Origin of the sequence: Agrobacterium vitis (assembly GCF_013426735.1) — a bacterium.
GTDB classification, from domain to species: Bacteria; Pseudomonadota; Alphaproteobacteria; order Rhizobiales; family Rhizobiaceae; genus Allorhizobium; species Allorhizobium vitis_D.
On the sequence record NZ_AP023272.1, the window covers coordinates 3,154,208 to 3,178,609 of the forward strand.

The following is a 24,402-nucleotide window of genomic DNA, read 5'->3' on the forward strand; positions in this document are numbered from 1 at the left end:
CCGAGTTCCAAGTCTGTGCCTCCTTGCGCCCGATTGGCAGTTACCATAAGTGTGTCGGTATTGATTTTATACCACAAGGAAAGGTCGATGACCATGAAACTTCTGCATCTCGATTCCAGCGTGCTTGGCCCCTATTCTGTCAGCCGCGACCTGTCGGCGTCGATTGTGAAGACCCTCAGCGAAAAGACCGCTGGCCTCGACGTCACCTACCGCGATCTGGCCGCCAATCCGCTTCCGCATCTGTCCGGCCTGACGCTGGCGGCTGCCATGGGCAATTACGATGCCAGCAATGACGACGCCACCAAGGCCGATCTGGCGCTGGGCGGCGAAGTGCTGGAACAGTTCCTCACCTCCGACGTGGTGGTCATTGGCGTTGGCTTCTACAATTTCGGCATTCCAAGCCAGCTGAAGGCCTGGATCGACCGTATCAGCGTTGCTGGCAAGACCTTCAAATACGGCGCTGCCGGTCCTGAAGGCCTGTGCGGCGGCAAGCGGGTGATCGTTGCCATCTCGCGCGGTGGCATCTACAGCCAGGGCCCTGCGGCTCCGCTTGAACATGCTGAAACCTATCTGAAGGGCGTCTTCACCTTCCTCGGCATCACCGATCTGGAATTCGTTGTCGCCGAAGGCGTCAACATGGGCGAAGAAGCCAAGGCCGCCGCCGTCAAGGGCGCCAAGGATTCGATCGCGACCCTGAAGGCTGCTTGATCAGCGTGAAATAAGGTCAAATGAAAGGCGCAGCGGCATCACCGCTGCGTATTTGCTTTATAACACCCTGGCCCAGCGCTCATGATCGCGCCATTGCCCGCCAATGTTCAGATAGCGCCTGGAAAAACCTTCCTTCTCAAAGCCGCACCGCGCAACAAGCGCAATCGAGCGCAGGTTTTCCGGCTGGATATTGGCCTCGATCCGGTTTAACCCCACCTCTGTGAAAGCATGGGCAATAACCGCGTTCAGCGCCTCCGTCATCAATCCGCGCCCGCCAAAGGCGGCCATGCCGTAATAGCCGAGATAGCAGCTTCTGAAATTGCCTAACACGATCTGACTCAGGGTAAAGACCCCGACCACAGCGTGACTGTCTGACTCTCGGGCAATCAGCCCAATCATCGCACTGCTGACCGTCTGGCTGAGATAGGCCTCGAAACCATCGGCATTGGTAAAAGGTGAGGTCCAGGGCGCATGGTAATCGCGGCTGGCCAGATTGGCCGCCACCAGATCGGGGCCGTCAGCGCGGCAGATGCGGGAGAGTGTGATCGATGACATAAGGGCGCTCCGATGAATGGCGCCGATGTATTCTCCCGTCATCCACAGCGCAAGCCCGCCGCCGTCATGCTGCTGTTATAGCTGGGGCCTATGTCCACGGCGGATGCAACCGACCGTGACGCGCAAATCATGCCCCAACTCCGCCTCGGGCTTATCGCAGATCCGCAATATGCCGATCTGCCGCCCAATCTGACCGCCAACCGCTATTATGCCCTGAGCCTCGCCAAGATGCAGGCGGCCATCGACATGTTCAACGAACAGACGCTGGATGCCGTGCTGCTGCTGGGCGACCTGATCGACCGGGATTTCCGCAATTTCGCCCCGGCTTTGAAAGTGCTGGAAGGCCTGCGCCATCCGCTAATCACCCTGCCCGGTAATCACGATTTCGCGGTCTCCGACGCTCAAAAACCGATGGTGCGCGATGCGCTGGGCATGTCTGCCCCTTACTTTGACCGGGTCATCAACGGTATCAGGCTGATTTTCACCGATGGCTGTGAAATCTCCACCTTCTCGGTGGCGCGCGACGATCCTGCCAGGGAAGTGGCGGTGCGCCAGCTCCTCGCGCTGAAGGCAAAGGGCGCGGCCAATGCCCAGGAATGGAACGCCGCCATCAGCCAGCCGCAGATCGACTGGCTGGAAAGCCGCCTGATGCTGGCGCATGCCGCAGGGGAAAAGGCCATCGTCTTTGGCCATTACCCCCTCCATCCCTTCACCGACCACGCCCTTTGGAATGCACAACAGGTGGCCGACGTGATTGCCGCAGCACCCGCCGCCATCGCCTATATCAACGGGCATGACCACCGTGGCGGCTATGGCATGATCGGCAATACCCATTTCATCACTCTGAAAGGCATGGTGGATGGCGAAAAGGACACCGCCTTTTCAATTCTGACCCTGGAGACAGACGCGCTTGCCCTGCAAGGCTTTGGCCGCGAGGAAGACATGCTCTTGCCGCTCGGGCGGCACGGCGCTTGAAAATGTCACTGATATGATTGTTATATCAGATATTTAACCATCGCAAACATCACTCTCTTGTGACTTTATTTGCAATTTGATTTACCATCAAAATGCGGTGACCGAAATTGAAGAGAATATCACGTGTGAAAAACGCCGTAGGTTCGGCCATCAACAGGAGAATGACGATGATATCAGGGCTTGGCATGAGGAAGCTTGCAACCATGGCCGCCATTGGCCTCTGTCTTGGCGCCGGCCTCAGCAGCGCGGTCAGCGCCGCCGATGAGCCGCAGGTGGTGCGCGCCGGAATGATGAAGAAAGTCGGCGGCGCTATGGGGCAGCTGGCCGCTATCGCCAAGGGCGAAAAGCCTTATGACGCTGCCGTTGTCAAAGCTTCTTTGACCACGATGGAAGAGGTTGCCAAGGCTTTCCCGGAACAGTTCCCCAAGGGGTCCGAGACCGGCTTCAACACGGAAGCCAGCCCGAAGATCTGGGAAGACCCGACCACCTTCAAAACCAAGGCCAAGGCGCTGGAAACCGCCGCCGCCACCCAGCTCGCCACGCTGCCCGCTGATCAGGCTGGCGTCGGAGCGGCGCTGAAGAGCATTGGCGGCGCCTGCGGCGATTGTCACCAGACGTTCAGGCTGAAGAAATAATTCCATCCCATGAAGAGACCCGCCCGGGCAGCCGGGTGGGTTTGATTTATAAAGAAAATGGGGGTGAGCATGGCTGGAACGGCAAAATTCGGTATCGCGGCGGCGCTCGTCGTGGGCGTTGCACTGGTCGGCGCCTACGTATTTGCCGTGGCACCGCACCGCCAGCCCGCCACCGTCTGGGCCGCAACCACGGCACCCGACCTTACCAATGGAAAACGGATGTTTTTTGCCGGCGGCTGTTCCAGCTGCCATGCGGCACCCGGTGCAACCGGCGATGCGCGCCTGCTGCTGACTGGCGGCGTGGCGCTGAAAACCCAGTTCGGCACCTTTCACGTTCCCAATATTTCGCCGGACCCGAAGGCCGGGATCGGCGAATGGACGCTGGCCGAATTTGGCGATGCCGTCACCCGTGGCATCGGCCCTTCCGGCGAAAACCTTTATCCGGCCTTTCCCTATACATCCTATGCGCGGATGAAGCCGCAGGATGTGGCCGATCTCTATGGCTATCTGAAAACTCTGCCCGTCAGCAGCAATGTCGCGCCCCCGCATGAGCTGGGCTTTCCCTTCAATCAGCGTCTTGCGCTGACCGGCTGGAAACTGCTGTTTCTAAACGATAAACCCCGCGTCACCCTGGCCTCTGCGGATGCGAAGATCCAGCGCGGTCAATATCTGGTCGAAGGCCCCGGCCATTGCGGCGAATGTCACACCCCTCGCAACCTGATCGGCGGGCTGAAGGCGGATCAATGGCTGGCGGGTGGACCGAACCCGGAAGGCGAAGGCCGCATCCCCGACATCACCCCTGGCTCCGACAGCATCGGCAAGTGGTCGCAGGACGAAATCGCCAGCTATCTGGAAACCGGCTTCACCCCCGATTTCGACAGTGTCGGCGGCTCGATGGTCGAAGTCCAGAAAAACCTCGCCGAACTGCCCGCCGAAGACCGCGCAGCGATTGCCGCCTATCTCAAGGCCATTCCAGCGAAGTGAGAAGACAAGAAGTGGGAAGCCGTTTTCCAGGACTACCGTGACCTCTTTTGTCCAGCTGGGCTATTCTGTCGCGTCAGGATTAGTACCGTGTGCGATTCGCTGATCGACTAGGAATTGCCGTGCCCGCCGAAGCGCAACCTGCGGATCGGACCCACGGTGATAGTCCTCCAGAATGATCTGGGTGATCTGTTGCCGGATATCGCTTCTGCTAAGGTCTGCCCAGGTGGCCACGGAACTCTCTTGCGGATTGAGCAACCGGCGGGCGTCTTCCAGCCGGTGCTGAAGATTGGTGGCAGCGTCGAGCAGCATAAGGTCTATCGTGTCGCCGGGTTCGGGCATATCCTCCGGTTCTGGCTGCAAGCGTGATGCTGCCGAAAGATAATCGATCCCGGAATGGACTGGAATTTCCGCAGTCTTCTGCCTGTAGCGCAGCAAAAGCGCCAGCACGGTCGCCGCGAAAACCGGTGGCACGACGATAACAAGGGCTTTCACCCAATCGGATGTCGATTGCCACGTATCGAAAAGATCAGCCCAGACATTATAATCCGCCATCGTCCATTCCTCCCACGCCGGAAAACGAGCGATCACCAGAGAATGGTCTCTGGTGATCGGGGAGTAGAAAAGTCGCAAACAGACGACCGCCTCGACCTTTAAGCCGAAGCTCTGGACATACGCCGAGACCTCCCCGACCATAGAGATGGTGGAGAGTGGGATCATATAGACATGACCCACCGCCTCAGCCACAAACCTATGGCTGAGGGGTGTCATTTAACGACCGACACTGGCCGCTGTTTGAGAGGTTTTCTAAGCCCCAAGACCGGTTCGTAATAACCGATCTCACCCTTGTCTTAGCGCATAACGGGTGAGGAGGAAAAGAGGGGATTGGTGGTTTTTGCGGGAAGGAAGATTGGCGCGCGACGCTGCAAGCATATCAGGACGCGCCCGACATCGCCTCTGTCAATGCTGCGAAACCGGGTTTCTCGACCATTCCTGCAACGTTGTCCTGATCAGCACCAGCGCAGCATGGCGAGCCTGATCGCGCTCAGGCGGATCGACGATACCGGCAAGCCGCGCCTCAAATGTCCGCACGGTTTCGCGCACCCAGCGATGCAGGGCCGGGTCGGAATGCCGATCCAGCAGGCTGCGGATGGCGCTTTCTATCCGCCGGTTTTCCATGGCGAGTGTCTCAGCCCTCGTTTGGTCGGTTTTCTTAAGCATTGCCGAAGTCATGCGATATCGTCACTTTCACCTTCTTCAAGAAGGTCTAATATAGAAGGCCGGGCTTGCCCCAGGCATGCCGTTTTCGGCCTATGAATGTCGGGTAACGGCTGTCAGGCCAGCGCCTGAATATAACGCATGCCGGTCACCGGACGGGCGGAGAACTCCATCTGCTCGTAGAAGCGATGGGCGGCGAAATTGCCGGTGGCGGCGGACACCGAAAGGTAATCGCAGCCGGACTGGCGCGCCACGTCACGGGCTCGGGCAATCAGGTGATGGCCGATGCCATTGCCCCGCTGGCCATCACGCACATAGAGATGCAGCATTTCCATGCCACGCTTGCCTTCATTGGCCCTGTAAAGCGGCATCAGGATGGCGTAGCCGATCAGCTGTTCACCGCCATCGGCCACAAGTGCTGTGATCCACGGCATGGGGCCGAACAGGTCGCGTTTCAGCGTTTGCGGGGTCATATCCGAGGCATCGCCGTGATGGGCGGCCAAGGCCGCGATCATCTCGTTCAACTCCGGCAGGTCGCCGGGCTGGGCATTGCGAATGCTGACCATTGCAGGTCTTGGCAGGGTAATATCGCTATCTTCAGTCATGGCTGCTTCCCTCTTGAAATACCGCCGTCAGGGAAGCTCGTTTAAACAACAAGGCCGCCTGACGGCGGCCTGTTGACATGGTGATCTGTCAGGCCGCCGGCTACCGGTAGGCCCAAAAATACGTGCAGGAAATGGTTGTGCGCGTGTCGATCATGCCACCATTAAAGCGCTTGCTTAAGGCAAATGTCAACCTTCGACCTCGTCTTCGTTCCGCAGCTGCAATGGCCACGGGCCAACAACGCCATCTCGTGCCATTCTTCTGGCCTTCCACATGCGCACCTTTAAATTGCTTTATTTATTTTTACAATCTTAAATAACGTTTTATATCTACATCGATTTGTTCACTGAGCCGGTGGACCGTGAACAAAAGTCTCATTAAGATCTGTTGGACATCTTCATTTGTGATGCACCAAAGCACCGTTTTACCGATTTCTCACCGGCTGCTGCCTGGGCAACACCGATCACAGCCTCACCGCACCGCGCAAATCGCATAGCGATGCTGGGTTGCCCGCTCTAGCCCCTTCAAAAATCCGAAATTGGCGCGTTGCGCCCGGTTGATGGCGCGCAAGTCTGTATCAACCGTCACGGAGGAAAAACCAGCCTCCTTCAACAGGGCCACAACGGCATCCGCCCTGGCGCCATCAGAAAAATACACCCGCGAGAGAATGCTCCGGTGGGTTTCTACCAGCGACGATGCCGGGCCGTGATGGGCGACGGTTTTGCCCACGCCGAGACGTGACGCCAGCTTGGCCAGCAGGCCGGTGAATTTGGCAAGCGGGCTGGGATTGACGAAATCGCCATCAACGATCAGCAGCCTGCCGCCGGGTTTCAGCACGCGGTGCCATTCCCTAAAGGCTGCGAGCGGATCGACCAGCGTCCAGACCAGATGGCGGTTGGTGATCGCGTCGTAGCTTGCTTCCGCCTCCATGGTGTTTTCGGCATCGCCGATCAGGAAGCGGATATTGCGGCCACGGGATTTGGCCTTGGCGCGGGCGCGTTCCAGCATCGGTTCAGCCCAATCCATGCCGGTCACTGAAAACCCGAGATCATCCAGCAGATGCGAGACGACGCCGGTGCCTGACGCCAGATCCAGCACCTTGCGACCCTCGCCAGCGCCCAGATGTTTACGGATCAGAGCATGCCAGGCGGCGCGCTCGTTTTCGGAAAAGATCTCGTGGCCCGGCTGGCTGTCGAAGGTTTCGGCGCGGGCCGACCAATAGGCCTTGATCTCGTCTTTCAGGTTGTAATTCTGTTGCATTACCGTCTGCGTCATGCCCGCGAAACCCCTCAATATCTCTGGAATTCTTCTAAAAGATATTTCTTGACTGTCAAACTCATAAAATCATAAATCCACGGCGAAACACTGTGTAGGTCACGAAACCAGGATTTTGGTGGGGACGCCCTCCTGCAATCGGACTTGCGCAAAACACATTATATTTGGAGGCAACCGTGTTCAACGTTCATGGGGTGGCTTGCGCCGCCGCACTTTCGCTCGCACTTTTTTCAAGCGTGGCAAACGCTGGCGATCTGGTGAAGATCAAGGATATTACCGGTCGTGAGGTCGAGGTCAGCGTGCCGGTAGAGCGGGTGATCCTCGGTGAAGGCCGCCAGATCTATTTCACCGCCGCTCTCGATACTGAAACACCGTTCAAGCGCATCGTTGGCTGGCGCGACGATTTCCAGAAGGCCGATCTGGACGGGTACAATGCCTATCTGGAAAAATTCCCGGACATGGCAAAAATCCCGACCTTTGGCGGCATGAAGGATGGCACATTCGATATCGAACAGGCCGTGACGCTGAAGCCTGACGTGATCATTATGAATATCGACGCCAAATCGGCGACCGAGGAAAGCGGCTATATCGAAAAGCTTGCCAAGGTCGGCATTCCCCTCGTTTATGTCGATTTCCGCGAAAAGGCCATGGAAAATACCGACCCGTCAATGCGGCTGATCGGCAAGCTCTACGGCAAGGAAAAGCGCGCTGAAGAGTTCGTTGCGTTCCACGATGCGCAGATCAAGCGCGTCACCGAGACACTCGCAAACGCCAAAGACCTGAAAAAGCCTGTTGTGTTCATGGAACGCGCCGGTGGCTATAGCGACGATTGCTGCATGTCGTTCGGCAACGAGAATTTCGGGAAGATGGTGCAGCTCGCCGGTGGCGTCAACATGGCCGGAACCATCATTCCCGGCACGTTCGGCACCGTCAATCCAGAGCAGATCATTGCCTCCAACCCCGATCAGGTGATCGTCACAGGTGCCAATTGGGAACTGTATGTCCCCGGCGGCAAATGGGTTGGCGTTGGCCCCGGCGCCGACAAAGCACTGGCCCAAAAGAAGCTAGCTGACCTGATGAAACGCCCTGCCTTTACCGATATCAAGGCGGTGAAGGATGGCAATGTCCACGCCATCTGGCACCAGTTCTACAACAATCCCTATCAGTTCGTCGCCGTGCAGCAGATCGCCAAATGGCTGCATCCAGAGCTGTTTGGAGATCTGGACCCGGAAGCGACTTTCAAGGAATTGCATGAGCGCTTCCTGCCGGTGCCTTATCGTTCCGGCTATTTCGTCTCGCTGAACACGGGTCTCTAGAGTTTGTCAGGGAAAAGTGGAACCCGGTTTTCCCGAAAAGACAAACGAAAACAAAGAAGTTTAGAGACTGTCTGGTTCAATCTGAACCTGACAGACTCTAATACTTTCAAAGGCTTCCGGCGGCTGGCACTTGCCGCCGGAATTTATATAAAGAGGTTTGTTGATGACTTTCAGAATGATCATGCGGGCGCTCGTCGCCCTTTTGCCGTTTATGGCCGCACCTGCGCTAGCCGCCGAGATTACCGATGTCGCTGGCCGCACGGTGACACTCGACCTGCCTGCAAAGCGGGTTCTGGTCGGTGAGGCCCGGCAGATCCACACCATCGCGGCGCTGGCCGGGGACAAGACCTTCGACACCATTGTCGGCTGGCGCGATGACATGGTGAAAAAGGACCCCGACAGCTTTGCGGCTTATGTCGAGCGCTTCCCTGAGATCGCCAAGCTGCCGCAATTCGGCTATCTGCCGCAGGGCGGTTTCAGCCTGGAAGCAGCGATTGCCCTGCATCCCGATGTGATGACGCTTAATCTGGAAGTGTTACAGGCGGCGCGTGAAAGCGGGCTGGAGGAAAAAGCGGCAGCGGCGGGCATTCAGGTCGTCTATGTCGATTTCCGCCTCGATCCTGACAAGAATACCGAGAAATCCATTGAAATCCTCGGCCAGATTTTTGGCGCAGAAGATAAGGCGAAAGAGCTGATCGCCTATCGCCGCCAGCAGATTGCAGTTGTCACCGACCGGCTGGCCGCTGTGAAGGACCTGAAGCGTCCCAACGTGTTCATGGAACGCGCGCCGGGCAATGATGCCGAAGGCGGCTGCTGCCGCACCTTCGGTCCGGCCAATTTCGGCCAGATGATCGATATCGCCGGTGGGCATAATATCGCCTCCGACATCATCTCCACCACCTTTGGCGAAATCAGCATCGAACAGCTGATCGCCTCCGATCCGGCCCAGATCATCGTTACCGGCTCCAACTGGCTGGCGGAATCCAAGACTAACCGTTTCGTGCATGTCGGGCGCGGTGCCGATCCCGAAAAGGCCCGCGCCAAGCTGCAAACCCTGATCGAGCGCACCGGCTTCGACGGGCTTGCCGCCGTGCGCAATCGCCAGGTCCATGCCGCGTGGCACCAGTTCTACGGCGTACCCTATGAATTTGTTCCTATCCAGCAATTTGCCAAATGGTTCCACCCGGAGCTGTTTGTCGATCTTGACCCTGACCGGACCTTCCGGGAATTTCACCAGAAATTCCTGCCAGTCGCCTATAAGCCGGGCTATTTCGTCTCAATGAACCCGTCGGACGACGAAAAAGGATCAAACTGATGACTGTTGCCATTGAGAGCACCGCTGAGGTGCAGGGTGAAGGAAAGGGGCGCAGCCAATATCGCGCGCTGACCGCCCGGCGCGTCACCATTCTCCTGTGCCTGCTGGCGGCTCTGGCCACAAGCGTTGCCGTTGATATGGCGCTCGGACCGGCCCGCTACACGCTGTCCCAAGTGCTGTCTGCCATTTTCACCCCCGATAGCGTCTCAAACCAGATCCGGGTGGTGATCTGGGATATCCGCATGCCGATCGCGCTGATGGCGGTCACCGTCGGGGCCTGTCTGTCGCTGGCGGGTGCGCAGATGCAGACCATTCTGGCCAATCCGCTGGCAAGCCCGTTTACCCTCGGCATTTCGGCGGCCGCCGGTTTTGGGGCGGCGCTGGCATTGGTGGGCGGCATTGCCGTGTTTCCGGCGGCCATCGAATTCATGGTGCCGATCAATGCCTTCCTGATGGCCATGCTCGCCTCGCTATTCATCTACGGCGTTTCCACTATGCGCGGCGTGACGGTGGAAACCATCGTGCTGCTCGGCATTGCGCTGGTCTTCACCTTCAACGCGCTGTTGTCGCTGCTCGAATATCTCGCCTCGGAACAGGCGCTGGCCGCCGTGGTGTTCTGGACCATGGGCAGCCTGACCAAGGCGACCTGGATGAAGGTTGGCGTGACGCTGGCCGTGCTGGTTATCTCGGTGCCGCTGTTTGCGCGCCGCGCCTGGGCGCTGACAGCGCTGCGGCTGGGCGACGACAAGGCGGCGAGCCTTGGCGTCAATGTCCGGGCGCTCCGGCTGGAAACCATGATGCTGGTCAGCCTGCTGGCTGCCATTCCAGTGTCCTTTGTCGGCACCATCGGCTTTGTCGGTCTGGTCGGGCCACATATCGCCCGGATGCTGGTCGGTGAAGACCAGCGGTTCTTCCTGCCCGGCTCGGTCATCTGCGGGGCCTTGCTGCTGTCCGTCACCTCGGTCGTGTCGAAAATGCTGATCCCCGGCGCTATTCTCCCCATCGGGGTGATCACCGCACTGGTCGGCGTTCCCTTCTTCTTCTCGCTGATTTTCACCAACAGGAGGCGCGCATGGTAAGCCTAAAGCTCGACCGCGTCGGAGCCCGCTATGGCCGCGCCCAGGTGTTTGAAGACATCAGCACCGATTGGCTGACCGGCGGTGAAATGACCGCGCTGATTGGCCCGAATGCGGCGGGCAAATCCACCCTGTTCAAGCGCATTGCCGGGCTGATCTCCGGCCCCGGCGTGGTTGCCGTGGAAGATGTGCGTGAGGGCTACCGCCCGATCTGTTACATGCCACAGGATACCGGCGCCAATGCGGTGCTGACGGTTTACGAAAGCGTGCTGCTGGCCGCCAAGCAAGGCGGCGGCTGGCGGGTGGCCGATGGTGAACTCAACGATATCGACCGGATTCTGGCCGCTCTGCGCATCTCCGATCTCGCCTTCCGCGACCTCGGCGCGCTGTCGGGCGGCCAGCGGCAATTGGTGGCAATTGCCCAGGCACTGGTGCGCAAACCCGAAGTGCTGCTGATGGACGAGCCGACCTCGGCGCTCGACCTGTTCCGGCAGATCGAAGTGCTGGACTTCATGCGCAAGATCGCCACCCGCGAAGGCATTGCCGTGCTGATCGCGCTGCACGACCTCAACCATGCGCTTCGCTATTGCAGCCGCACCCTCGTCATCGGCGGCGGCAAGCTGATCGCCTCAGGCGCAACCGAAGACGTCATCACCCCCACCCTGCTTCGCGACGTCTACCGCGTCGATGCCCGCATCGAGGCATGCAGCCAGGGGCGCTTGCAGGTGATTGTCGATGGGGCTTTGGTGTGAGGGATCTCGATCCTCACGCCTCTCGCTCCTGTTCCGGCGGCCACTGCTGCGCTGCATGCAGCACACGTAGGATGCGTACTGCCAAGGCATCTTCAGTGTAAACGACGATATAGTTTCCCCAGACGACCATCTCCCGCGTGCCGGAAACCCGTCCTACCCGGTATAGCTTTGGGTAGGATGGCAGTTTTGCGGCCTTGGCCTCTATGTCGTCTTTTAGCTGCTGAGCCGCGTCTGGATTGTGGTCGGAAATGTAATCGATGATGGCCAGCAGGTCCGCTCGAGCAAATGGCGTCCATTCGAGGTCAAGACTTTCACTTTCCGGCACGACGCTTCCGATCGATCAGAGCCTGTGCTTCGTCCATAACCTGTCGATGCGACGCACCGGGTCGCTGATCGGCCAGAGCCTCATGCACCTTGGCCGCAAACCAGGCATCGTGGGCCTGCGGGTCCTGGGTCAGTCCCGCAGGAAGACCTCCTTCATCGACGACGCGGGTCAGGAGGATACGGACGGCATCCGAAACAGATAGACCGAAGCGCGCCAGTGTCTCCGCAGACTCGGCTTTGAGTTTCTCGTCTATACGGACATGCAGCATCGATGTTCGAGCAGCCATGGTGATCTTCCTCATATGCGTCGTGCATATCATGTCTCTCAATAGAGAGACGGTCAAGCCTCTGTTGAGTTGCGAGAGCCAAGTCGTATCCGTTGACGAATTTGCGAAAATTACGTATTTTACGCAGATATTCTAGGAGATCAATGATGGCGTATCAAGTTCCAGCCAGTGCATTTTCGCGGCAGTTCGGCAAGATCCGGGAGGATGTGTACGAAGCCGGCGTGATCGAGGTTACCTCGCATGACCGCGTGGTCGGCGCTTACATCAGCCCGAAGGAGTTGGAGCGCTTCAACAGGTTGAAAAGTCAGGAAGTCCGAGTTCTGCATGCGAGCGAAATCGATGATGATCTCTTGGGCGACATCGAGAGCGCCGAATATGGCGTAATCTCCAAGTGAAACTGCCGGAGCCTGTTCCCGGTCTCGTGATCCGCTTTGGTTATAACCTGGCATAAGGACCGTTTCAGAAAAGATCGGCCTTGCGCTATCGTGCTGACATCCAAGGCGTCTGGCTTGGTAGCCGTGGTTCCGATCACCGATTCCTATCCGGAAGTCGGGGAAGAAGCAGAATCTCTTCTGATCCCTGAAGACATTTGTAAGGCTATCGGATTGGATCAGGACGCGAATTACGTGCGCCTCTGCGAAGTCAATCAGTTCACGTGGCCCTCGGATCGGTTGGCGACGTTGCCTCACGATCCGACCCGCTGCGATTATGGTATGGTCCCCGAAGGTTTCTTTTTGGAGATCAGCAAGAAACTCTCGGCAATCGTCAGAGCACAGCGGATGAAGACCCTGAAAACCGATTGAATTCGGCGGATCGGCAGCATCCCCTCCGCGCACGCCCCTCACCCACCCCCAAACAACCGCTCATCAATCGCCCGCAGCGCATGATCCACATGCCCCTCCTGCACCAGATCGGCCTCGTCACCAATAAGGCTGATTGACGGTGCGCCGTCGAGGCGGACTTGCAGGGATTGGGCAAGACCCTCCTCTATGCCCTGCGCCAGCAGGTCATAATAGCGGGTGCCGGGGCCGGTGATGATGACGGGTAGCGTTTCGTGGAGGCTGAAGACCCGTGACAGGCCCTGGCCAAGCGCCAGCCCCGCCTGGCGGAAGGCATATTGGGCCATGCGATTGCCCTGACGCGCCGAGAGCGCGATTTTGTCCATCTCGGTAATCGGCACAAACTTGGCCGGGATGGTATCGGGCCGCACTTCAAACGCCATGCGCAGAATGCCGTAGAAGCCGGCGGAGGCCTCGATACAGCCGCGTGCGCCGCAACGGCACAATTTGCTGTCGGCGGTATTGAGCATATGGCCGAAATTCGGGGCGCTGACCGCCACCGTGCCATCCGGCATCGGCTTTGCAATGCCGAGACCAATGCTGTGGCCAAGCGACAGCGCGATCAGACCGCGAAACGTGCCATCCTGGGCATCCATGCGGCGGCTGAGACCGTGAGCCACCAGCAGGGTCTCGTTGCTGAGCAGAGCCATGGCCTTTTCGAAATCACCAAGGCCCGCCTTGAGGTCGAGCGGTTGCTGGCCGAATACCGGTGTCCACAACAGTCTTGCGCCGCCCGCATCGACAATGCCTTTGGAACTGACGGAGAGAACGGCGACCTTTTCCGGCCCCAGTTTCGACCGGCTGGCCAGACGGGCAAGGTTGCGGCCTAGCCCTTCGATAAAGCCAGCCGCAGACACATCAAGCGGGCGCGGTTCCTCGAAACGGTCCATCAGCTTGCCGCGAAAATCCGACAGGGTGTAATTCAGCCGGTCGGAGGAAATCCTGACCGACATCACATAGGCAAAATCCCGGCGGCGCGACAGGGCGACACGCGGTCTGCCCCGTGCGCCAGCAATCTGCTGCTCATGCCGCTCGATCACACCGGCCTGTTCCAGCTCACTGGTAATGGCGGTCACGGTTGCCGAGGCAAGACCGGTCACGGCGGCGATCTGGGTATGGGACATGGCCTGCTCCACCCGCAAGGCGGCGAGAACCAGGGCCGAATTCTGGCGGCGGATCTGTTCGGTGCTGGATTTCATCAGCATCGATGCGCCGACCTGTTCCTGTTTTCTGTTCTCTCTGCCTGAACCACATGCCCCTCCCAAAGCATCTGTTTCACTGCAACGCTCACATCCTTCTGGGTCATCCTGAACCAGCAGGGTCTGATTTTTCTATGACCCATTTGTCATTTTGGGAAAAGCGCTGTTCCTTTCCCCCTGGGCAAACTCACAGGTGTTGCAGGTCCCGCCCCATGCACCCGTTTATGCTCACAACAGGCGTATTGACAGGGTGAATTTCTTCTGCCAGTTATTTTCTCGACTGTCGAGAAAAACAATCGCCTGGCTTGAAAGAGCCTGATGATTGGGGAACAGAGGCAGTTTTCTGGCAGCGTGGCGGCGGACGAGGAGGTCTGCCCGCGCTGCCTTCACCTGGGGAGGTTTACAATGAAATCCGTTTTGAAACTGATGGCAGTGGCTGCCGTCATGACGTCTGCCTATGGTCCTGTTCATGCCAAGGATCTGGTGGTTGGCGTGTCCTGGTCCAACTTCCAGGAAGAGCGCTGGAAGACCGATGAGGCCGCCATCAAGGAAGCGCTGAAGGCGCATGGTGCAAAGTATATTTCCGCCGACGCCCAGACATCCGCCGCCAAGCAGCTGACCGATATCGAAAGCCTGATTGCGCAAGGCGCCAACGCACTGATCGTGCTGGCGCAGGATTCGAGCGCCATTGGCCCGGCCATCGAAAAGGCTGCGGCGGAAGGCATTCCTGTCATCGGCTACGACCGCCTGATTGAGAACCCCAACACCTATTACATCACCTTCGACAACAAGGAAGTCGGCCGCTTGCAGGCCAAGGAAGTGATGAAGGTCAAGCCCACAGGCAATTACGTGTTCATCAAGGGTGGCTCGACCGACCCGAACGCCGATTTCGTGTTTTCCGGCCAGATGGAAGTGCTGAAAGATGCCATGGCCAGCGGCAAGATCAAGAATGTCGGCGAAGCCTATACCGATGGCTGGAAGCCGGAAATTGCCCAGAAAAACATGGAGCAGTTTTTGACCGCCAACAACAACAAGGTCGATGCGGTCGTCTCTTCCAATGACGGCATGGCGGGCGGCGTTGTCGCCGCGCTGGAAGCACAGGGTCTGGCCGGTTCCGTGCCAGTGTCCGGTCAGGATGGCGACAAGGCCGCGCTGAACCGCGTCGCGCTTGGCACCCAGACTGTGTCGGTGTGGAAAGACAGCCGCATGCTGGGCAAGAAAGCCGGTGACGTGGCGGTGGCACTCGCCGGTGGCAAGAAGATGAGCGAAATCCCCGGCACCGCCAAGTTCAAGGGTGGTACCAAGGGCGTGGAAATGGAATCGCAATTCCTGATGCCGCAGGCCATCACCAAGGACAATCTCAACGTTGTTCTCGATGCCAAATGGATCGACAAGAAGACGCTGTGCCAGGGTGTGAAAGCTGGCGCGGTTGAGGTGTGCAAGTAAGTTCTGACGATATGGGCCGTGGCGTGAGAGATTGCGCTGCGGCCTGGAACGCTAAGCGGCGCATATCGTTTATTGGCTTCGCCCCCCTCATCCCCCTGCCGGGACCTTCTCCCCGCTGGGGAGAAGAGACCAAGGCCATAGCCCTCGGCCTTATTCTGATGTTGAAAAAAGGCTCTATTCGTTCCGTACAGCAACAGAGAAAGCGCAGACGGCGCTGCAAATCTCTTCTCCCCAGCGGGGAGAAGGTGGCGCCCTCATTTCGTAAATAGAGGGGCGGATGAGGGGGCGGCGAAGCCGAGCAATACGCCTATCCGCAGGCGAGAGATGGCTTTCAAAGCGAGATGCGTCTGGAAGTCCTTCACCCATCCCATGCCGCCGCGCCCAATGTGTGCGGCGATACCGCCTGCCGTAAGTTCATAGAGGAGCAACAGGTCCATGGTGGATCACACAATCGGCACTGCTGCCAATAGCGCCCGCCCGGCCAAGGGCAATCTCTGGCGGCGGTTTCTGAACGCCACCGAAATCGACACCCGGTTGATGGGCATGGTGGTCGCGCTGCTGCTCATCTGGTTCGGCTTCCATATTCTGTCGGATGGTCTGTTTCTGACCCCGCGCAACCTATGGAACCTCTCGGTCCAGGCCGCCTCGGTCTCGGTGATGGCCACGGGAATGGTGCTGGTCATCGTTACCCGCAATATCGATCTGTCCGTCGGATCGATCCTGGGCTTTGTCGGCATGATGATGGCGGTGACGCAGACCAAGTTCCTGCCAGTGATGCTGGGCTATGACCATCCGCTGATGTGGGTGTTGGCGCTGACGCTCGGCATTGTCATTGGCGCGGCCATCGGGGCGTTTCAGGGCGTGATCATCGCCTTTCTCAACGTGCCGTCCTTCATTGTCACGCTGGGCGGTCTGCTGGTCTGGCGCGGCTGCGCCTGGATGGTGACGAGCGGTGCGACCGTCGCGCCGATGGATACCCGTTTTCGCCTGATGGGCGGCGGTGCGGATGGCTCGATTGGGGCCACTGCCAGCTGGGTGGTCGGGATCATCGCCTGCGTGTTCATCGTGTTGTCGATCCTGCATTCCCGCCGTCAGCGCAAGCGGTTCGGCTTTCCGCTAAAGCCGATCTGGGCTGAATATTTCATGGGACTGATCGGCTGCGGTGCGGTGCTTGGCTCTGTCAGCGTGCTCAACAGCTATTACATGCCAGTCAATCTGGCCCGCAAATATGCCGAGGCCAACAATATCGCCTGGCCGGACAGCGGGCTGGACATTTCGCTGGGTATTGCCATTCCGGTGCTGATCGCGCTTGGCATTGCCATGGTCATGAACTTCATCACCAACCGTACACGGTTTGGCCGCTATGTGTTTGCCATTGGTGGCAATCCGGAAGCTGCCGTGCTGGCGGGCATCAAGACCCGCTGGGTGACGGTGCGGATCTTTGCACTGATGGGCGCGCTCTGCGCCATTGCCGCGGCGATTTCCACCGCCCGTCTCAATGCCGCCACCAATGCGCAAGGCACGCTGGACGAGCTTTACACCATTGCCGCAGCGGTGATTGGCGGCACATCGCTGGCCGGTGGGGCCGGCACCATTGCCGGCGCGGTACTGGGCGCCATCGTCATGCAATCGCTGAATTCGGGCATGGTGCTGCTGGGCATGGATACGCCGCTGCAAAGCATCGTCATCGGTATGGTGCTGGTCGTCGCGGTCTGGCTGGATACGGTTTACCGCGCCCGCACCCGATAAAAAGCAGGAGAAACGTTATGACACAACAAAACACGCCTCTTGTGGAAATGAAGAATATCTCCATCTCCTTCGGCGGTATTCATGCCGTTGATGATGCCTCGGTGGATCTTCATGCCGGCGAGGTCGTCGCCCTGCTCGGCCATAACGGCGCGGGCAAATCGACGCTGATCAAAATCCTGTCGGGCGCTTATAAACGCGATACCGGCGAAATCCTGATCAATGGCCAGCCAGCCGACATCAACAATCCGCGTGATGCCAAGCGCCACGGCATCGAGACCATCTACCAGACGCTGGCCGTTGCCGACAATGTCGATGCCGCCGCCAATCTCTATCTGGGACGCGAGCTGCGCACCCCCTGGGGGACGCTGGATGATGTGGCGATGGAGGCCAAGGCGCGTGAGGTGATGGGGCGCCTTAATCCGAATTTCCAGCGCTTCAAGGAGCCGGTCAAGGCGCTGTCAGGCGGCCAGCGTCAATCGGTGGCCATTGCCCGCGCCATCCTGTTCGATGCCCGCATCCTGATCATGGATGAGCCGACCGCAGCGCTTGGCCCCCAGGAAACCGCCCAGGTGGGCGAGTTGATCCTGCAACTGAAAAAGGAAGGCATCGGCATTTTCCTGATCAGCCACGACATTCACGATGTCTTCGATCTCGCCGACCGGGTGTTCGTGATGAAAAACGGCAAAGTGGTCGGCCATGCCCGCACGCAGGATGTCACCAAGGACGAGGTATTGGGCATGATCATCATGGGCAAAGTGCCGCCGGGTGCCGTGCCTGGACCCGGCGCGATGCAGGTGGTTTGAAGGCCCCGGATTACGAGGCCCAGGTTTAGGACGCCATGCCGGAGGCGGCGGCCGCCAGCAGGACCACGCCCAGAATGATCCGGTAGATCACGAAGGGCCAGGTGGAGAAACGCTCCAGAAAGCGCATCAGACCCCAGATGGCGATGAGCGAGGAGATGCCGCCGGCCACCAGGCCGACACCCAGCAGCGCCCAGCCGTGGCTGTCCAACGCCAGCTTGTGCAATTCCCAAACCTCCTTCAGACCGGCCAGAAGAATGGCTGGCAAGCCGAGCAGGAAGGAAAAGCGCGCCGCTTCCTCACGCTTGAAGCCCAGCGCCAAGGCCGCTGTCATGGTAGCGCCGGAACGCGACACGCCGGGGATCAGCGCGCCGACCTGGGCGATGCCGACCAGAAGAATATCCAGCGGGCGAATGCTGGGCAGATCACGGCGGTGTTTGGCCAGAAGCTCGGTGGCGGCCAGCAGCCCGCCCATGACCAGACAGGCAAGGCCAACAGCCCAGAGGCTGCGCAGCGGCGAACCGCAGCTGTTCAGCGTATGTGACAGCGCCAGGCCGGCCACGATGATTGGCAGCGTGGCAATCAGAATCCACAGCACCAGCTGGAAATCGAAATTCTCGAAGTCGCGGCGTTTCACGGCGCTAATCGAGCCACTGGCCAGTCCGTAAATATCCCGCCAGAAATAGCTGATCACCCCGACCAGCGCCGCCATCTGCATGGCGGCCGAAAAGGCAGCGCCCGGATCGGGCCAGCCCAGCAGCGCTGGCACTACCCGCATATGGGCCGAGGAGGAAACCGGCACCAGTTCCGTCACCCCCTGCACCACGCCCAGAAACGCCGTCTGGATAAAACTCAGATCGACAAAACCCGTTGCCGAACCCACCACACATGCATCCGCCATTTTGTACCCCTTGCCTTGCCCATTCCGGCCTCAAACGACAAGTGTTTTGAAACCGTGACCATGGCATAAGCAAGACAGTATATTGCTGAACAGTGACAGAACCCCAAAACAGTAGAGCAAACACGCGATTTGAGTCGGCACTCATCGTCCAGGACGAGATCGTCTCCCTCTATTTTTACGGGAAAATCCAAGTGAAGCTCTTATCGCTTGTCGTTATTCAATATTATGAATGTTTAAACGTATTCGCCATAAATTAACGGCAGCAAAACCGCAATGGTAACTCTGCAATACAACGGGCCGTGCGGCTCCGGAGATTAAAAATGCGCGTCTCTCTTGGCCAACTTATTATATCATTGTTCGCAATCATTCTTCTGGTCGTGGTTGGCCAAGGCATTTACGCGGTGACTTCGCTGAACACGATCTCGGAGGGGACCAATCAGATCGTCGATAAGCGGGTCCCCTCCTTCATCCTCATGGGGCAGATTAATGCCGACCTGGGCGATATCCGCATTGCGCAGAGCAATTATCGCAGCGCCGTCACACCTGAGCAACGAGCCATCTTTCTGGGATCGCTGAACAAGGCCTATGACGCACTCGCGCAGGCTAGAAAGCAGTATGAACCGCTGATCGTCGACAAAGAAGACCAAGAGCTTTACGACACCTTCTCCAAGGATTGGGCCAAGGCCGAGCAATTGTGGCAGAAGGTCAAGACATTGACGGATAGTGGCAGTGCTGATGAGGCAAAACAGCTGTTTCTGGGAGAATCCCTGGCGGTCTATGCCAAGGCCGGTGACGATATCCAGGCCGCAGTTGACGATCTGGCCGAAAATGCCAAAGACGAAGGTGCCGCCAACGCCGAGCAGATTTCCCTGGCCACGACCGTGACCTATATCGCTCTTGCTCTGGCGTTCAGCATCGGCATCGGCGCGGCACTGATCAGCAGCCTGCGGGTCGTGCGTCCCTTGAAGCACATGACGGACAATATGCGGACCCTGTCTTCCGGGGATACCAGCGGCAGCGTGCCTTACATGAGCCGCAAGGACGAAATCGGCGCGATGGCCGCAGCCCTTCAGGTGTTTAAAGACGGAATGTTGCGCAACCGCGCCCTGGAAGCCGAAGCCGCCAACAACCGCCAGAAGGCCGAAGCCGACAAGCTGCGCCTTCAGCAGGAAGCCGAAGCCGCCGCACAGAAGAAATTGCAGGAAGCCACCGCAGGCCTGGCATCTGGCCTGAAGCGCTTGGCCGCAGGCGACCTCGGGTTTGAACTGAACGAACCGTTTGCACCGGAATTCGACGCTCTGCGCCTTGATCTGAATACCGCTGTCGCCCAATTGGGCAGCACGATTGCAACCGTTGCCACCTCTGCTAACGCTATCAGCGATGGCTCTCGCGAAGTCAGCCAAAGTGCGGACGATCTTTCCAAGCGCACGGAGCAGCAGGCCGCATCGCTGGAAGAAACCGCAGCAGCGCTGGACCAGATCACCGTCAATGTCAGCAATTCCTCAAAGCGCGTTGAAGAAGCACGTGGCGTGGCCAAGGAAGCCAACAGCAGCGCGGTCCGATCCGGCCAGGTGGTTGGCGAAGCCATCAGCGCCATGCAGCGTATCGAGCATTCCTCCAACCAGATTTCCAATATCATCACCGTCATCGACGAGATTGCCTTCCAGACCAATCTTCTCGCCCTGAATGCAGGCGTTGAAGCCGCCCGCGCCGGCGAAGCGGGGCGTGGCTTTGCCGTCGTTGCCACCGAAGTGCGCGAACTGGCGCAACGCTCGGCCAAGGCCGCGCGCGAAATCAAGGAACTGATCAACAAATCCACCCAGGAAGTGGAAAACGGCGTGCGTCAGGTTCAGGAAACCGGCGACGTGCTGAAGGCCATCGAGCATCACGTTACGACGATCAACGGCCTGATGGACGCCATCGCCACCTCCTCGCGTGAACAATCCGTCGGCCTGTCGGAGGTCAATACCGCCGTCAACCAGATGGATCAGGTCACCCAGCAGAATGCCGCCATGGTAGAAGAAACCAGCGCCGCCAGCGCCAATCTCGCCCAGGAGAGCGTGCGTTTGCAGCAACTGGTCTCCCGCTTCATCGTCCCCGGCGGATCGAGAAGCTTCGACAACCGTTATGCGGCGTAAGCAGGCGGGAGGGGGTTGGCTGGTTGGTGAAGCGCGGATGGCTCCTATCCTCCCTCCCTTTTTGAAAAATTGGAGGGAGAAGGTGCAGCAGGCGGATGAGGATGAGGAGGCGAAGATGGGATGACGATTGCCGTAAACCGGATGTCTTTGGGAGCTAAGGTTGCAAGCGGCAATACGGCCGCGTGGGTACCCGAAGCGGTCATTCCAACGGCAAGCCTCGCTCCACGATTGCCTTGAAATATTCGACACCAAAGGGAATGGCCGCGTCGTTGAAGTCGTACCGAGAGTCATGAACAGACGGGCCGTCGCCATTTCCGATGAGCATGATGTTTCCTGGTCTAGCTTCGAGCATGAACGCGAAGTCTTCTGATCCCATCAATGGCTCCATAGAGCCGTTTACGTTTTCCGCGCCAACCAATGAAGTCGCTGTGCCAACAGCGAATGCGGTTTCACCTGAGTGATTTACGGTCGGTGGAAACATCCGCTTATATGCGACCGCTGCTTTTGCTCCGTAGGCCTCGGCAACATGCGACGCGATTTCTGTTACACGTCTTTCTATCAGATCGCGTGTGGCGGGATCGAACGTCCTGGTCGTACCACCCATCTCGGCCGACTGAGGTATGACGTTGCCAGCCTTGCCGCCCGCCATCCAGCCCACGGTGACAACTGCGCACTGACGAGGATGGACATTGCGGGAGACAATCGTCTGAAGCGCCAAAAGGATGTTTGCGCCGACAACAAGCGGATCAACGCTGACGTGGGGTGATGCTCCGTGCGCCCCTTTGCCTTCGATCTTTATCCGAAAGCCATCAGCAGATGCAGCCAATGGTCCGCTGGCAGTCGTGAACTGACCAATTGGCAACCCTGGCTCGGTGTGCATGGCATAGATCTCATCTATCTCGAAGCGGTCCATCAAACCATCATCGACCATGGCCTTTCCACCTCCGCCACCTTCCTCTGCTGGTTGGAAGATAACCACGGCCTTCCCATTGAATGCTCGGGTCCGGGTCAGGGAACGAGCGGCACCTAGAAGCATTGCGGTGTGTCCATCATGTCCGCACGCATGCATCACGCCTTTGGTCGTAGATACCCAAGGCGCTCCGGTTTCTTCCTCGACCGGTAGCGCATCCATATCAGCTCGTAACCCAATTACCTTCCCGCTGGTCTGTTGTTGGCCATGAATGATACCGACGACGCCCGTCTTGCCGATGCCTGTTATGATTTCGTCACAGCCGAATTCAGCAAGCTTTACTGCCACAAAGGCAGCCGTTCTGTGAACTTCGAATTGAAGCTCAGGGTGGGCATGAATATCGCGCCGCCATTCGACAACGTCAGCGTAATCAGCATCGCTCCATTCCATTGAATACCTCGGTGGTGTGATGTCTTTCAGACCAGTAGGATAAGCGATTTTAATCAAGGCACAATGACCGCTAACAGCTCAACGCGACCTTCCACTGATCAAACCTTTTGCCTACTCCGCCCCAACAGCACCCACCGAATACCCCATCCCTACCGTTTCAAACTGCCCAAAATCCCCCGAACCAGCGCCCGGCCGAGCTGGTTGGCGACCTGGCTGGCCAGCGAACGGGCGGCGCTTTTCATTGCTGCCTCGATCACCGTTTGGCGTTGGCGGCCGGGGGGTGCGGTGCGGTCAGGCGTTTGGCGGGTGGTGGTGTTTTTTTGCTCTGGTGCTTCATCGCCAAAGCCCGGCAATTTCCAACGGCTGGCGGCGGTGGTGCCTTCGGCACCGTCATCGGTCCTATCATCGGCCCCGCTGCGTCCCGTGGCTTTTTCGGCCCGTTCCGCCAGGATTTCGAAGGCCGAGTGCCGGTCGATGGTGCGATCATAGAGGTTCGCCATGGGGCTGGCGCCGATGATTGCCGTCCGCTCGCTGTCGGTCAGCGGGCCGATGCGGGCGGAGGGCGGGCGGATCAGGGTACGTTCGACCATGGAGGGCACACCCTTGCCCTGAAGGGTCGAGACCAGGGCCTCACCGGTGCCAAGTGCCGTAATCGCCTCTTCGCAGGAAAAAGCCGGATTGGGCCGGAAGGTTTCAGCGGCGGTCTTCACCGCCTTCTGTTCGCGGGGCGTATAGGCGCGCAGCGCATGCTGCACCCGGTTGCCCAATTGCGCCAGAATGGTTTCGGGCACATCCAGCGGATTTTGCGTGACGAAATAAACGCCGACGCCCTTGGAGCGGATCAGCCGCACCACCTGCTCCACCCGCTCGACAAGAACTTTCGGCGCATCGCGAAACAAGAGATGCGCCTCATCAAAGAAAAATACCAGTTTGGGCTGAGCCATATCGCCAACTTCAGGCAGTTCCTCGAACAGTTCCGACAGCAGCCAGAGCAGGAACGTGGCGTAAAGCCGTGGGTTCATCATCAGTCGGTCGGCGGCCAGCACCGAAATCGTCCCTCGCCCATCCGGCGCAACCCGCATGATATCCTGGATGGACAGCGCCGGTTCGCCGAAAAACTGGTCGGCGCCCTGGCTTTCCAGCAGCAACAGCGCCCGTTGCAGCGAACCAACCGAGGATTTGGAGATCAGCCCGAATTGGCCGGACAGGGTGCTGGAATTTTCCGCCATATAGCTCAGCAGCGCTTGCAAATCCTTGAGGTCCAGCAGCGCCAGCCCGCCCTCATCGGCGATCTTGAAGGCGATGTTCAGCACCCCCTCCTGGGCTTCCGAGGCTTCCATCAGACGGGCCAGCAAAAGCGGCCCCATTTCGGCGATGGTTGTGCGGACCCTATGGCCCTTTTCGCCGTAGAGATCCCAGAAGGTGACCGGAAATTCCTCGAAGGGATAGGGTGAAAGCCCGATCTCCTCAGCGCGCTTTATCAGGAAATCCTTGGCCTCCCCCGGCGCGGCGATGCCCGACAGATCGCCCTTGATGTCGGCGCAGAACACCGGAACACCCGCACTGGCGAAACCTTCCGCCAGGATTTGCAGCGTCACGGTCTTGCCGGTGCCGGTCGCGCCGGTGATCAGGCCGTGGCGGTTGGCCAGTTTCAATTCCAGATATTCCGGTGCGTTGAAAGCATCATCCGGCTTGCGGCTGGCCCCGAGAAACAATTTTCCATCTTCAAGCATCGCGTCACATCCCCTCGACACGCCTCCGCGACAACAGCACCGTGCGTTTTATCAAACACATAAGCGCTGCATGGTCTTCTCCTTCAATCGGTTTCGATTGAAGGACGTGTACAATCGCCGAATGCCCCTTCGGTCCTGCACTTGTTGTTCTTAGCAGAATATGGAACATCCTCAACTCCGTCAGCGGTTTCACACGGCTTTGAGCAGATTGAAGGCG

26 protein-coding genes are annotated in these 24,402 nt (G+C 58.7%); 14 read left to right on the plus strand and 12 right to left on the minus strand.

Features of this window, described 5'->3' with window-relative positions; genetic code table 11:
- Positions 1-93: 93 nt before the first annotated feature.
- Positions 94-708, plus strand: coding sequence for an FMN-dependent NADH-azoreductase (locus tag H1Y61_RS14735; protein WP_174110366.1), 615 nt, complete (start codon positions 94-96; stop codon positions 706-708).
- Positions 709-765: 57 nt separating this feature from the next.
- On the opposite strand, the gene H1Y61_RS14740 is transcribed toward H1Y61_RS14735, so the two are convergent.
- Positions 766-1,263, minus strand: a complete 498-nt coding sequence (locus H1Y61_RS14740; protein ID WP_174110254.1) for a GNAT family N-acetyltransferase — start codon at positions 1,261-1,263, stop codon at positions 766-768.
- 129 nt (positions 1,264-1,392) lie between these two features.
- Between H1Y61_RS14740 and H1Y61_RS14745 the strand changes: the two genes are divergently transcribed.
- The 3 genes from H1Y61_RS14745 to H1Y61_RS14760 all read left to right on the plus strand — a co-directional run bounded on the left by H1Y61_RS14745 (position 1,393) and on the right by H1Y61_RS14760 (position 3,857).
- On the plus strand, positions 1,393-2,238 hold the full coding sequence (locus H1Y61_RS14745) for a metallophosphoesterase (RefSeq protein WP_235680756.1): 846 nt from the start codon (positions 1,393-1,395) through the stop codon (positions 2,236-2,238).
- Positions 2,239-2,423: 185 nt separating this feature from the next.
- Positions 2,424-2,873 carry a c-type cytochrome gene (locus H1Y61_RS14755; RefSeq protein ID WP_174110365.1) on the plus strand — a complete coding sequence of 150 codons (450 nt, stop codon included), beginning with the start codon at positions 2,424-2,426 and terminating at the stop codon, positions 2,871-2,873.
- Between the two features lie 69 nt (positions 2,874-2,942).
- The gene (locus H1Y61_RS14760) at positions 2,943-3,857 is read left to right on the plus strand and encodes a cytochrome c (RefSeq protein ID WP_180573030.1); all 915 of its coding nucleotides are present in this window, start codon (positions 2,943-2,945) and stop codon (positions 3,855-3,857) included.
- A gap of 60 nt (positions 3,858-3,917) precedes the next feature.
- On the opposite strand, the gene H1Y61_RS14765 is transcribed toward H1Y61_RS14760, so the two are convergent.
- The 4 genes from H1Y61_RS14765 to H1Y61_RS14780 all read right to left on the minus strand — a co-directional run bounded on the left by H1Y61_RS14765 (position 3,918) and on the right by H1Y61_RS14780 (position 6,950).
- Positions 3,918-4,625, minus strand: coding sequence for a hypothetical protein (locus H1Y61_RS14765; RefSeq protein ID WP_235680757.1), 708 nt, complete (start codon positions 4,623-4,625; stop codon positions 3,918-3,920).
- Positions 4,626-4,814: 189 nt separating this feature from the next.
- Positions 4,815-5,087: a hypothetical protein gene (locus H1Y61_RS14770; RefSeq protein ID WP_234903262.1), complete on the minus strand. Its 273-nt coding sequence runs from the start codon at positions 5,085-5,087 to the stop codon at positions 4,815-4,817.
- A gap of 101 nt (positions 5,088-5,188) precedes the next feature.
- Complete coding sequence (locus tag H1Y61_RS14775) at positions 5,189-5,677, minus strand: GNAT family N-acetyltransferase (protein WP_041696333.1); 489 nt, start codon at positions 5,675-5,677, stop codon at positions 5,189-5,191.
- A gap of 469 nt (positions 5,678-6,146) precedes the next feature.
- A complete protein-coding gene (locus H1Y61_RS14780; protein ID WP_180573031.1) occupies positions 6,147-6,950 on the minus strand; it encodes a class I SAM-dependent methyltransferase in 804 nt (267 codons plus the stop codon).
- Between the two features lie 176 nt (positions 6,951-7,126).
- Here H1Y61_RS14780 and H1Y61_RS14785 point away from each other — a divergent pair, with 176 nt between their 5' ends.
- The 4 genes from H1Y61_RS14785 to H1Y61_RS14800 all read left to right on the plus strand — a co-directional run bounded on the left by H1Y61_RS14785 (position 7,127) and on the right by H1Y61_RS14800 (position 11,409).
- Entirely contained in the window at positions 7,127-8,266 is a 1,140-nt protein-coding gene (locus tag H1Y61_RS14785) for an ABC transporter substrate-binding protein (RefSeq protein ID WP_180573032.1), read from the plus strand.
- Between the two features lie 163 nt (positions 8,267-8,429).
- Positions 8,430-9,581 carry an ABC transporter substrate-binding protein gene (locus H1Y61_RS14790; protein ID WP_180573033.1) on the plus strand — a complete coding sequence of 384 codons (1,152 nt, stop codon included), beginning with the start codon at positions 8,430-8,432 and terminating at the stop codon, positions 9,579-9,581.
- Positions 9,581-10,660 carry a FecCD family ABC transporter permease gene (locus H1Y61_RS14795; protein WP_180573034.1) on the plus strand — a complete coding sequence of 360 codons (1,080 nt, stop codon included), beginning with the start codon at positions 9,581-9,583 and terminating at the stop codon, positions 10,658-10,660. The genes H1Y61_RS14790 and H1Y61_RS14795 overlap by 1 nt, the downstream gene beginning before the upstream one ends.
- Entirely contained in the window at positions 10,654-11,409 is a 756-nt protein-coding gene (locus H1Y61_RS14800) for an ABC transporter ATP-binding protein (protein WP_180573035.1), read from the plus strand. The genes H1Y61_RS14795 and H1Y61_RS14800 overlap by 7 nt, the downstream gene beginning before the upstream one ends.
- Before the next feature lie 13 nt (positions 11,410-11,422).
- Here H1Y61_RS14800 and H1Y61_RS14805 read toward each other — a convergent pair whose 3' ends face one another.
- Positions 11,423-11,734 carry a type II toxin-antitoxin system RelE/ParE family toxin gene (locus H1Y61_RS14805; protein ID WP_180573036.1) on the minus strand — a complete coding sequence of 104 codons (312 nt, stop codon included), beginning with the start codon at positions 11,732-11,734 and terminating at the stop codon, positions 11,423-11,425.
- Positions 11,721-12,020, minus strand: coding sequence for a type II toxin-antitoxin system RelB/DinJ family antitoxin (locus tag H1Y61_RS14810; RefSeq protein ID WP_180573037.1), 300 nt, complete (start codon positions 12,018-12,020; stop codon positions 11,721-11,723). The genes H1Y61_RS14805 and H1Y61_RS14810 overlap by 14 nt, the downstream gene beginning before the upstream one ends.
- A 146-nt stretch (positions 12,021-12,166) precedes the next feature.
- Here H1Y61_RS14810 and H1Y61_RS14815 point away from each other — a divergent pair, with 146 nt between their 5' ends.
- Together H1Y61_RS14815 and H1Y61_RS14820 are read left to right on the plus strand one after the other, a co-directional pair.
- The gene (locus H1Y61_RS14815; RefSeq protein WP_180573038.1) at positions 12,167-12,415 is read left to right on the plus strand and encodes a hypothetical protein; all 249 of its coding nucleotides are present in this window, start codon (positions 12,167-12,169) and stop codon (positions 12,413-12,415) included.
- Between the two features lie 123 nt (positions 12,416-12,538).
- The gene (locus tag H1Y61_RS14820; protein WP_235680901.1) at positions 12,539-12,823 is read left to right on the plus strand and encodes a hypothetical protein; all 285 of its coding nucleotides are present in this window, start codon (positions 12,539-12,541) and stop codon (positions 12,821-12,823) included.
- A gap of 38 nt (positions 12,824-12,861) precedes the next feature.
- Here H1Y61_RS14820 and H1Y61_RS14825 read toward each other — a convergent pair whose 3' ends face one another.
- Entirely contained in the window at positions 12,862-14,064 is a 1,203-nt protein-coding gene (locus tag H1Y61_RS14825; protein WP_180573039.1) for an ROK family transcriptional regulator, read from the minus strand.
- Positions 14,065-14,463: 399 nt separating this feature from the next.
- On the opposite strand from H1Y61_RS14825, the gene xylF reads away from it, so the two are divergent.
- The gene (gene xylF, locus H1Y61_RS14830) at positions 14,464-15,504 is read left to right on the plus strand and encodes a D-xylose ABC transporter substrate-binding protein (RefSeq protein ID WP_174110241.1); all 1,041 of its coding nucleotides are present in this window, start codon (positions 14,464-14,466) and stop codon (positions 15,502-15,504) included.
- A gap of 254 nt (positions 15,505-15,758) precedes the next feature.
- Here xylF and H1Y61_RS14835 read toward each other — a convergent pair whose 3' ends face one another.
- Complete coding sequence (locus H1Y61_RS14835; protein WP_174110240.1) at positions 15,759-15,941, minus strand: hypothetical protein; 183 nt, start codon at positions 15,939-15,941, stop codon at positions 15,759-15,761.
- Here H1Y61_RS14835 and H1Y61_RS14840 point away from each other — a divergent pair.
- Both H1Y61_RS14840 and H1Y61_RS14845 read left to right on the plus strand, forming a co-directional pair.
- Positions 15,940-17,253: a sugar ABC transporter permease gene (locus H1Y61_RS14840; protein ID WP_180573040.1), complete on the plus strand. Its 1,314-nt coding sequence runs from the start codon at positions 15,940-15,942 to the stop codon at positions 17,251-17,253. The genes H1Y61_RS14835 and H1Y61_RS14840 overlap by 2 nt on opposite strands.
- Before the next feature lie 17 nt (positions 17,254-17,270).
- Positions 17,271-18,056, plus strand: coding sequence for an ATP-binding cassette domain-containing protein (locus H1Y61_RS14845; protein ID WP_071202787.1), 786 nt, complete (start codon positions 17,271-17,273; stop codon positions 18,054-18,056).
- A 25-nt stretch (positions 18,057-18,081) separates the two neighbouring features.
- Here the strand turns inward: H1Y61_RS14845 and H1Y61_RS14850 are convergent, their stop codons facing one another.
- On the minus strand, positions 18,082-18,954 hold the full coding sequence (locus H1Y61_RS14850) for an undecaprenyl-diphosphate phosphatase (protein ID WP_070149978.1): 873 nt from the start codon (positions 18,952-18,954) through the stop codon (positions 18,082-18,084).
- Between the two features lie 320 nt (positions 18,955-19,274).
- Here H1Y61_RS14850 and H1Y61_RS14855 point away from each other — a divergent pair, with 320 nt between their 5' ends.
- Positions 19,275-21,092, plus strand: a complete 1,818-nt coding sequence (locus tag H1Y61_RS14855) for a HAMP domain-containing methyl-accepting chemotaxis protein (RefSeq protein ID WP_180573041.1) — start codon at positions 19,275-19,277, stop codon at positions 21,090-21,092.
- A 199-nt stretch (positions 21,093-21,291) separates the two neighbouring features.
- Here the strand turns inward: H1Y61_RS14855 and H1Y61_RS14860 are convergent, their stop codons facing one another.
- Together H1Y61_RS14860 and H1Y61_RS14865 are read right to left on the minus strand one after the other, a co-directional pair.
- Positions 21,292-22,452: a M20 aminoacylase family protein gene (locus H1Y61_RS14860; protein WP_180574517.1), complete on the minus strand. Its 1,161-nt coding sequence runs from the start codon at positions 22,450-22,452 to the stop codon at positions 21,292-21,294.
- 149 nt (positions 22,453-22,601) lie between these two features.
- The gene (locus H1Y61_RS14865; RefSeq protein WP_180573042.1) at positions 22,602-24,185 is read right to left on the minus strand and encodes a helicase HerA-like C-terminal domain-containing protein; all 1,584 of its coding nucleotides are present in this window, start codon (positions 24,183-24,185) and stop codon (positions 22,602-22,604) included.
- Positions 24,186-24,402: the final 217 nt, after the last annotated feature.

Coding starts and splice junctions, on each gene's coding strand:
- H1Y61_RS14860 (WP_180574517.1), bottom strand. CDS start 22,452: ATGGAATGGAGCGATGCTGATTACGCTGACGTTGTCGAATGGCGGCGC.
- H1Y61_RS14845 (WP_071202787.1), top strand. CDS start 17,271: ATGACACAACAAAACACGCCTCTTGTGGAAATGAAGAATATCTCCATC.
- H1Y61_RS14800 (WP_180573035.1), top strand. CDS start 10,654: ATGGTAAGCCTAAAGCTCGACCGCGTCGGAGCCCGCTATGGCCGCGCC.
- H1Y61_RS14855 (WP_180573041.1), top strand. CDS start 19,275: ATGCGCGTCTCTCTTGGCCAACTTATTATATCATTGTTCGCAATCATT.
- xylF (WP_174110241.1), top strand. CDS start 14,464: ATGAAATCCGTTTTGAAACTGATGGCAGTGGCTGCCGTCATGACGTCT.
- H1Y61_RS14775 (WP_041696333.1), bottom strand. CDS start 5,677: ATGACTGAAGATAGCGATATTACCCTGCCAAGACCTGCAATGGTCAGC.
- H1Y61_RS14865 (WP_180573042.1), bottom strand. CDS start 24,185: ATGCTTGAAGATGGAAAATTGTTTCTCGGGGCCAGCCGCAAGCCGGAT.
- H1Y61_RS14790 (WP_180573033.1), top strand. CDS start 8,430: ATGACTTTCAGAATGATCATGCGGGCGCTCGTCGCCCTTTTGCCGTTT.
- H1Y61_RS14770 (WP_234903262.1), bottom strand. CDS start 5,087: ATGACTTCGGCAATGCTTAAGAAAACCGACCAAACGAGGGCTGAGACA.
- H1Y61_RS14835 (WP_174110240.1), bottom strand. CDS start 15,941: ATGGACCTGTTGCTCCTCTATGAACTTACGGCAGGCGGTATCGCCGCA.
- H1Y61_RS14780 (WP_180573031.1), bottom strand. CDS start 6,950: ATGACGCAGACGGTAATGCAACAGAATTACAACCTGAAAGACGAGATC.
- H1Y61_RS14740 (WP_174110254.1), bottom strand. CDS start 1,263: ATGTCATCGATCACACTCTCCCGCATCTGCCGCGCTGACGGCCCCGAT.
- H1Y61_RS14760 (WP_180573030.1), top strand. CDS start 2,943: ATGGCTGGAACGGCAAAATTCGGTATCGCGGCGGCGCTCGTCGTGGGC.
- H1Y61_RS14755 (WP_174110365.1), top strand. CDS start 2,424: ATGAGGAAGCTTGCAACCATGGCCGCCATTGGCCTCTGTCTTGGCGCC.
- H1Y61_RS14795 (WP_180573034.1), top strand. CDS start 9,581: ATGACTGTTGCCATTGAGAGCACCGCTGAGGTGCAGGGTGAAGGAAAG.
- H1Y61_RS14735 (WP_174110366.1), top strand. CDS start 94: ATGAAACTTCTGCATCTCGATTCCAGCGTGCTTGGCCCCTATTCTGTC.
- H1Y61_RS14810 (WP_180573037.1), bottom strand. CDS start 12,020: ATGGCTGCTCGAACATCGATGCTGCATGTCCGTATAGACGAGAAACTC.
- H1Y61_RS14765 (WP_235680757.1), bottom strand. CDS start 4,625: ATGACACCCCTCAGCCATAGGTTTGTGGCTGAGGCGGTGGGTCATGTC.
- H1Y61_RS14825 (WP_180573039.1), bottom strand. CDS start 14,064: ATGCTGATGAAATCCAGCACCGAACAGATCCGCCGCCAGAATTCGGCC.
- H1Y61_RS14850 (WP_070149978.1), bottom strand. CDS start 18,954: ATGGCGGATGCATGTGTGGTGGGTTCGGCAACGGGTTTTGTCGATCTG.
- H1Y61_RS14840 (WP_180573040.1), top strand. CDS start 15,940: ATGGTGGATCACACAATCGGCACTGCTGCCAATAGCGCCCGCCCGGCC.
- H1Y61_RS14815 (WP_180573038.1), top strand. CDS start 12,167: ATGGCGTATCAAGTTCCAGCCAGTGCATTTTCGCGGCAGTTCGGCAAG.
- H1Y61_RS14745 (WP_235680756.1), top strand. CDS start 1,393: ATGCCCCAACTCCGCCTCGGGCTTATCGCAGATCCGCAATATGCCGAT.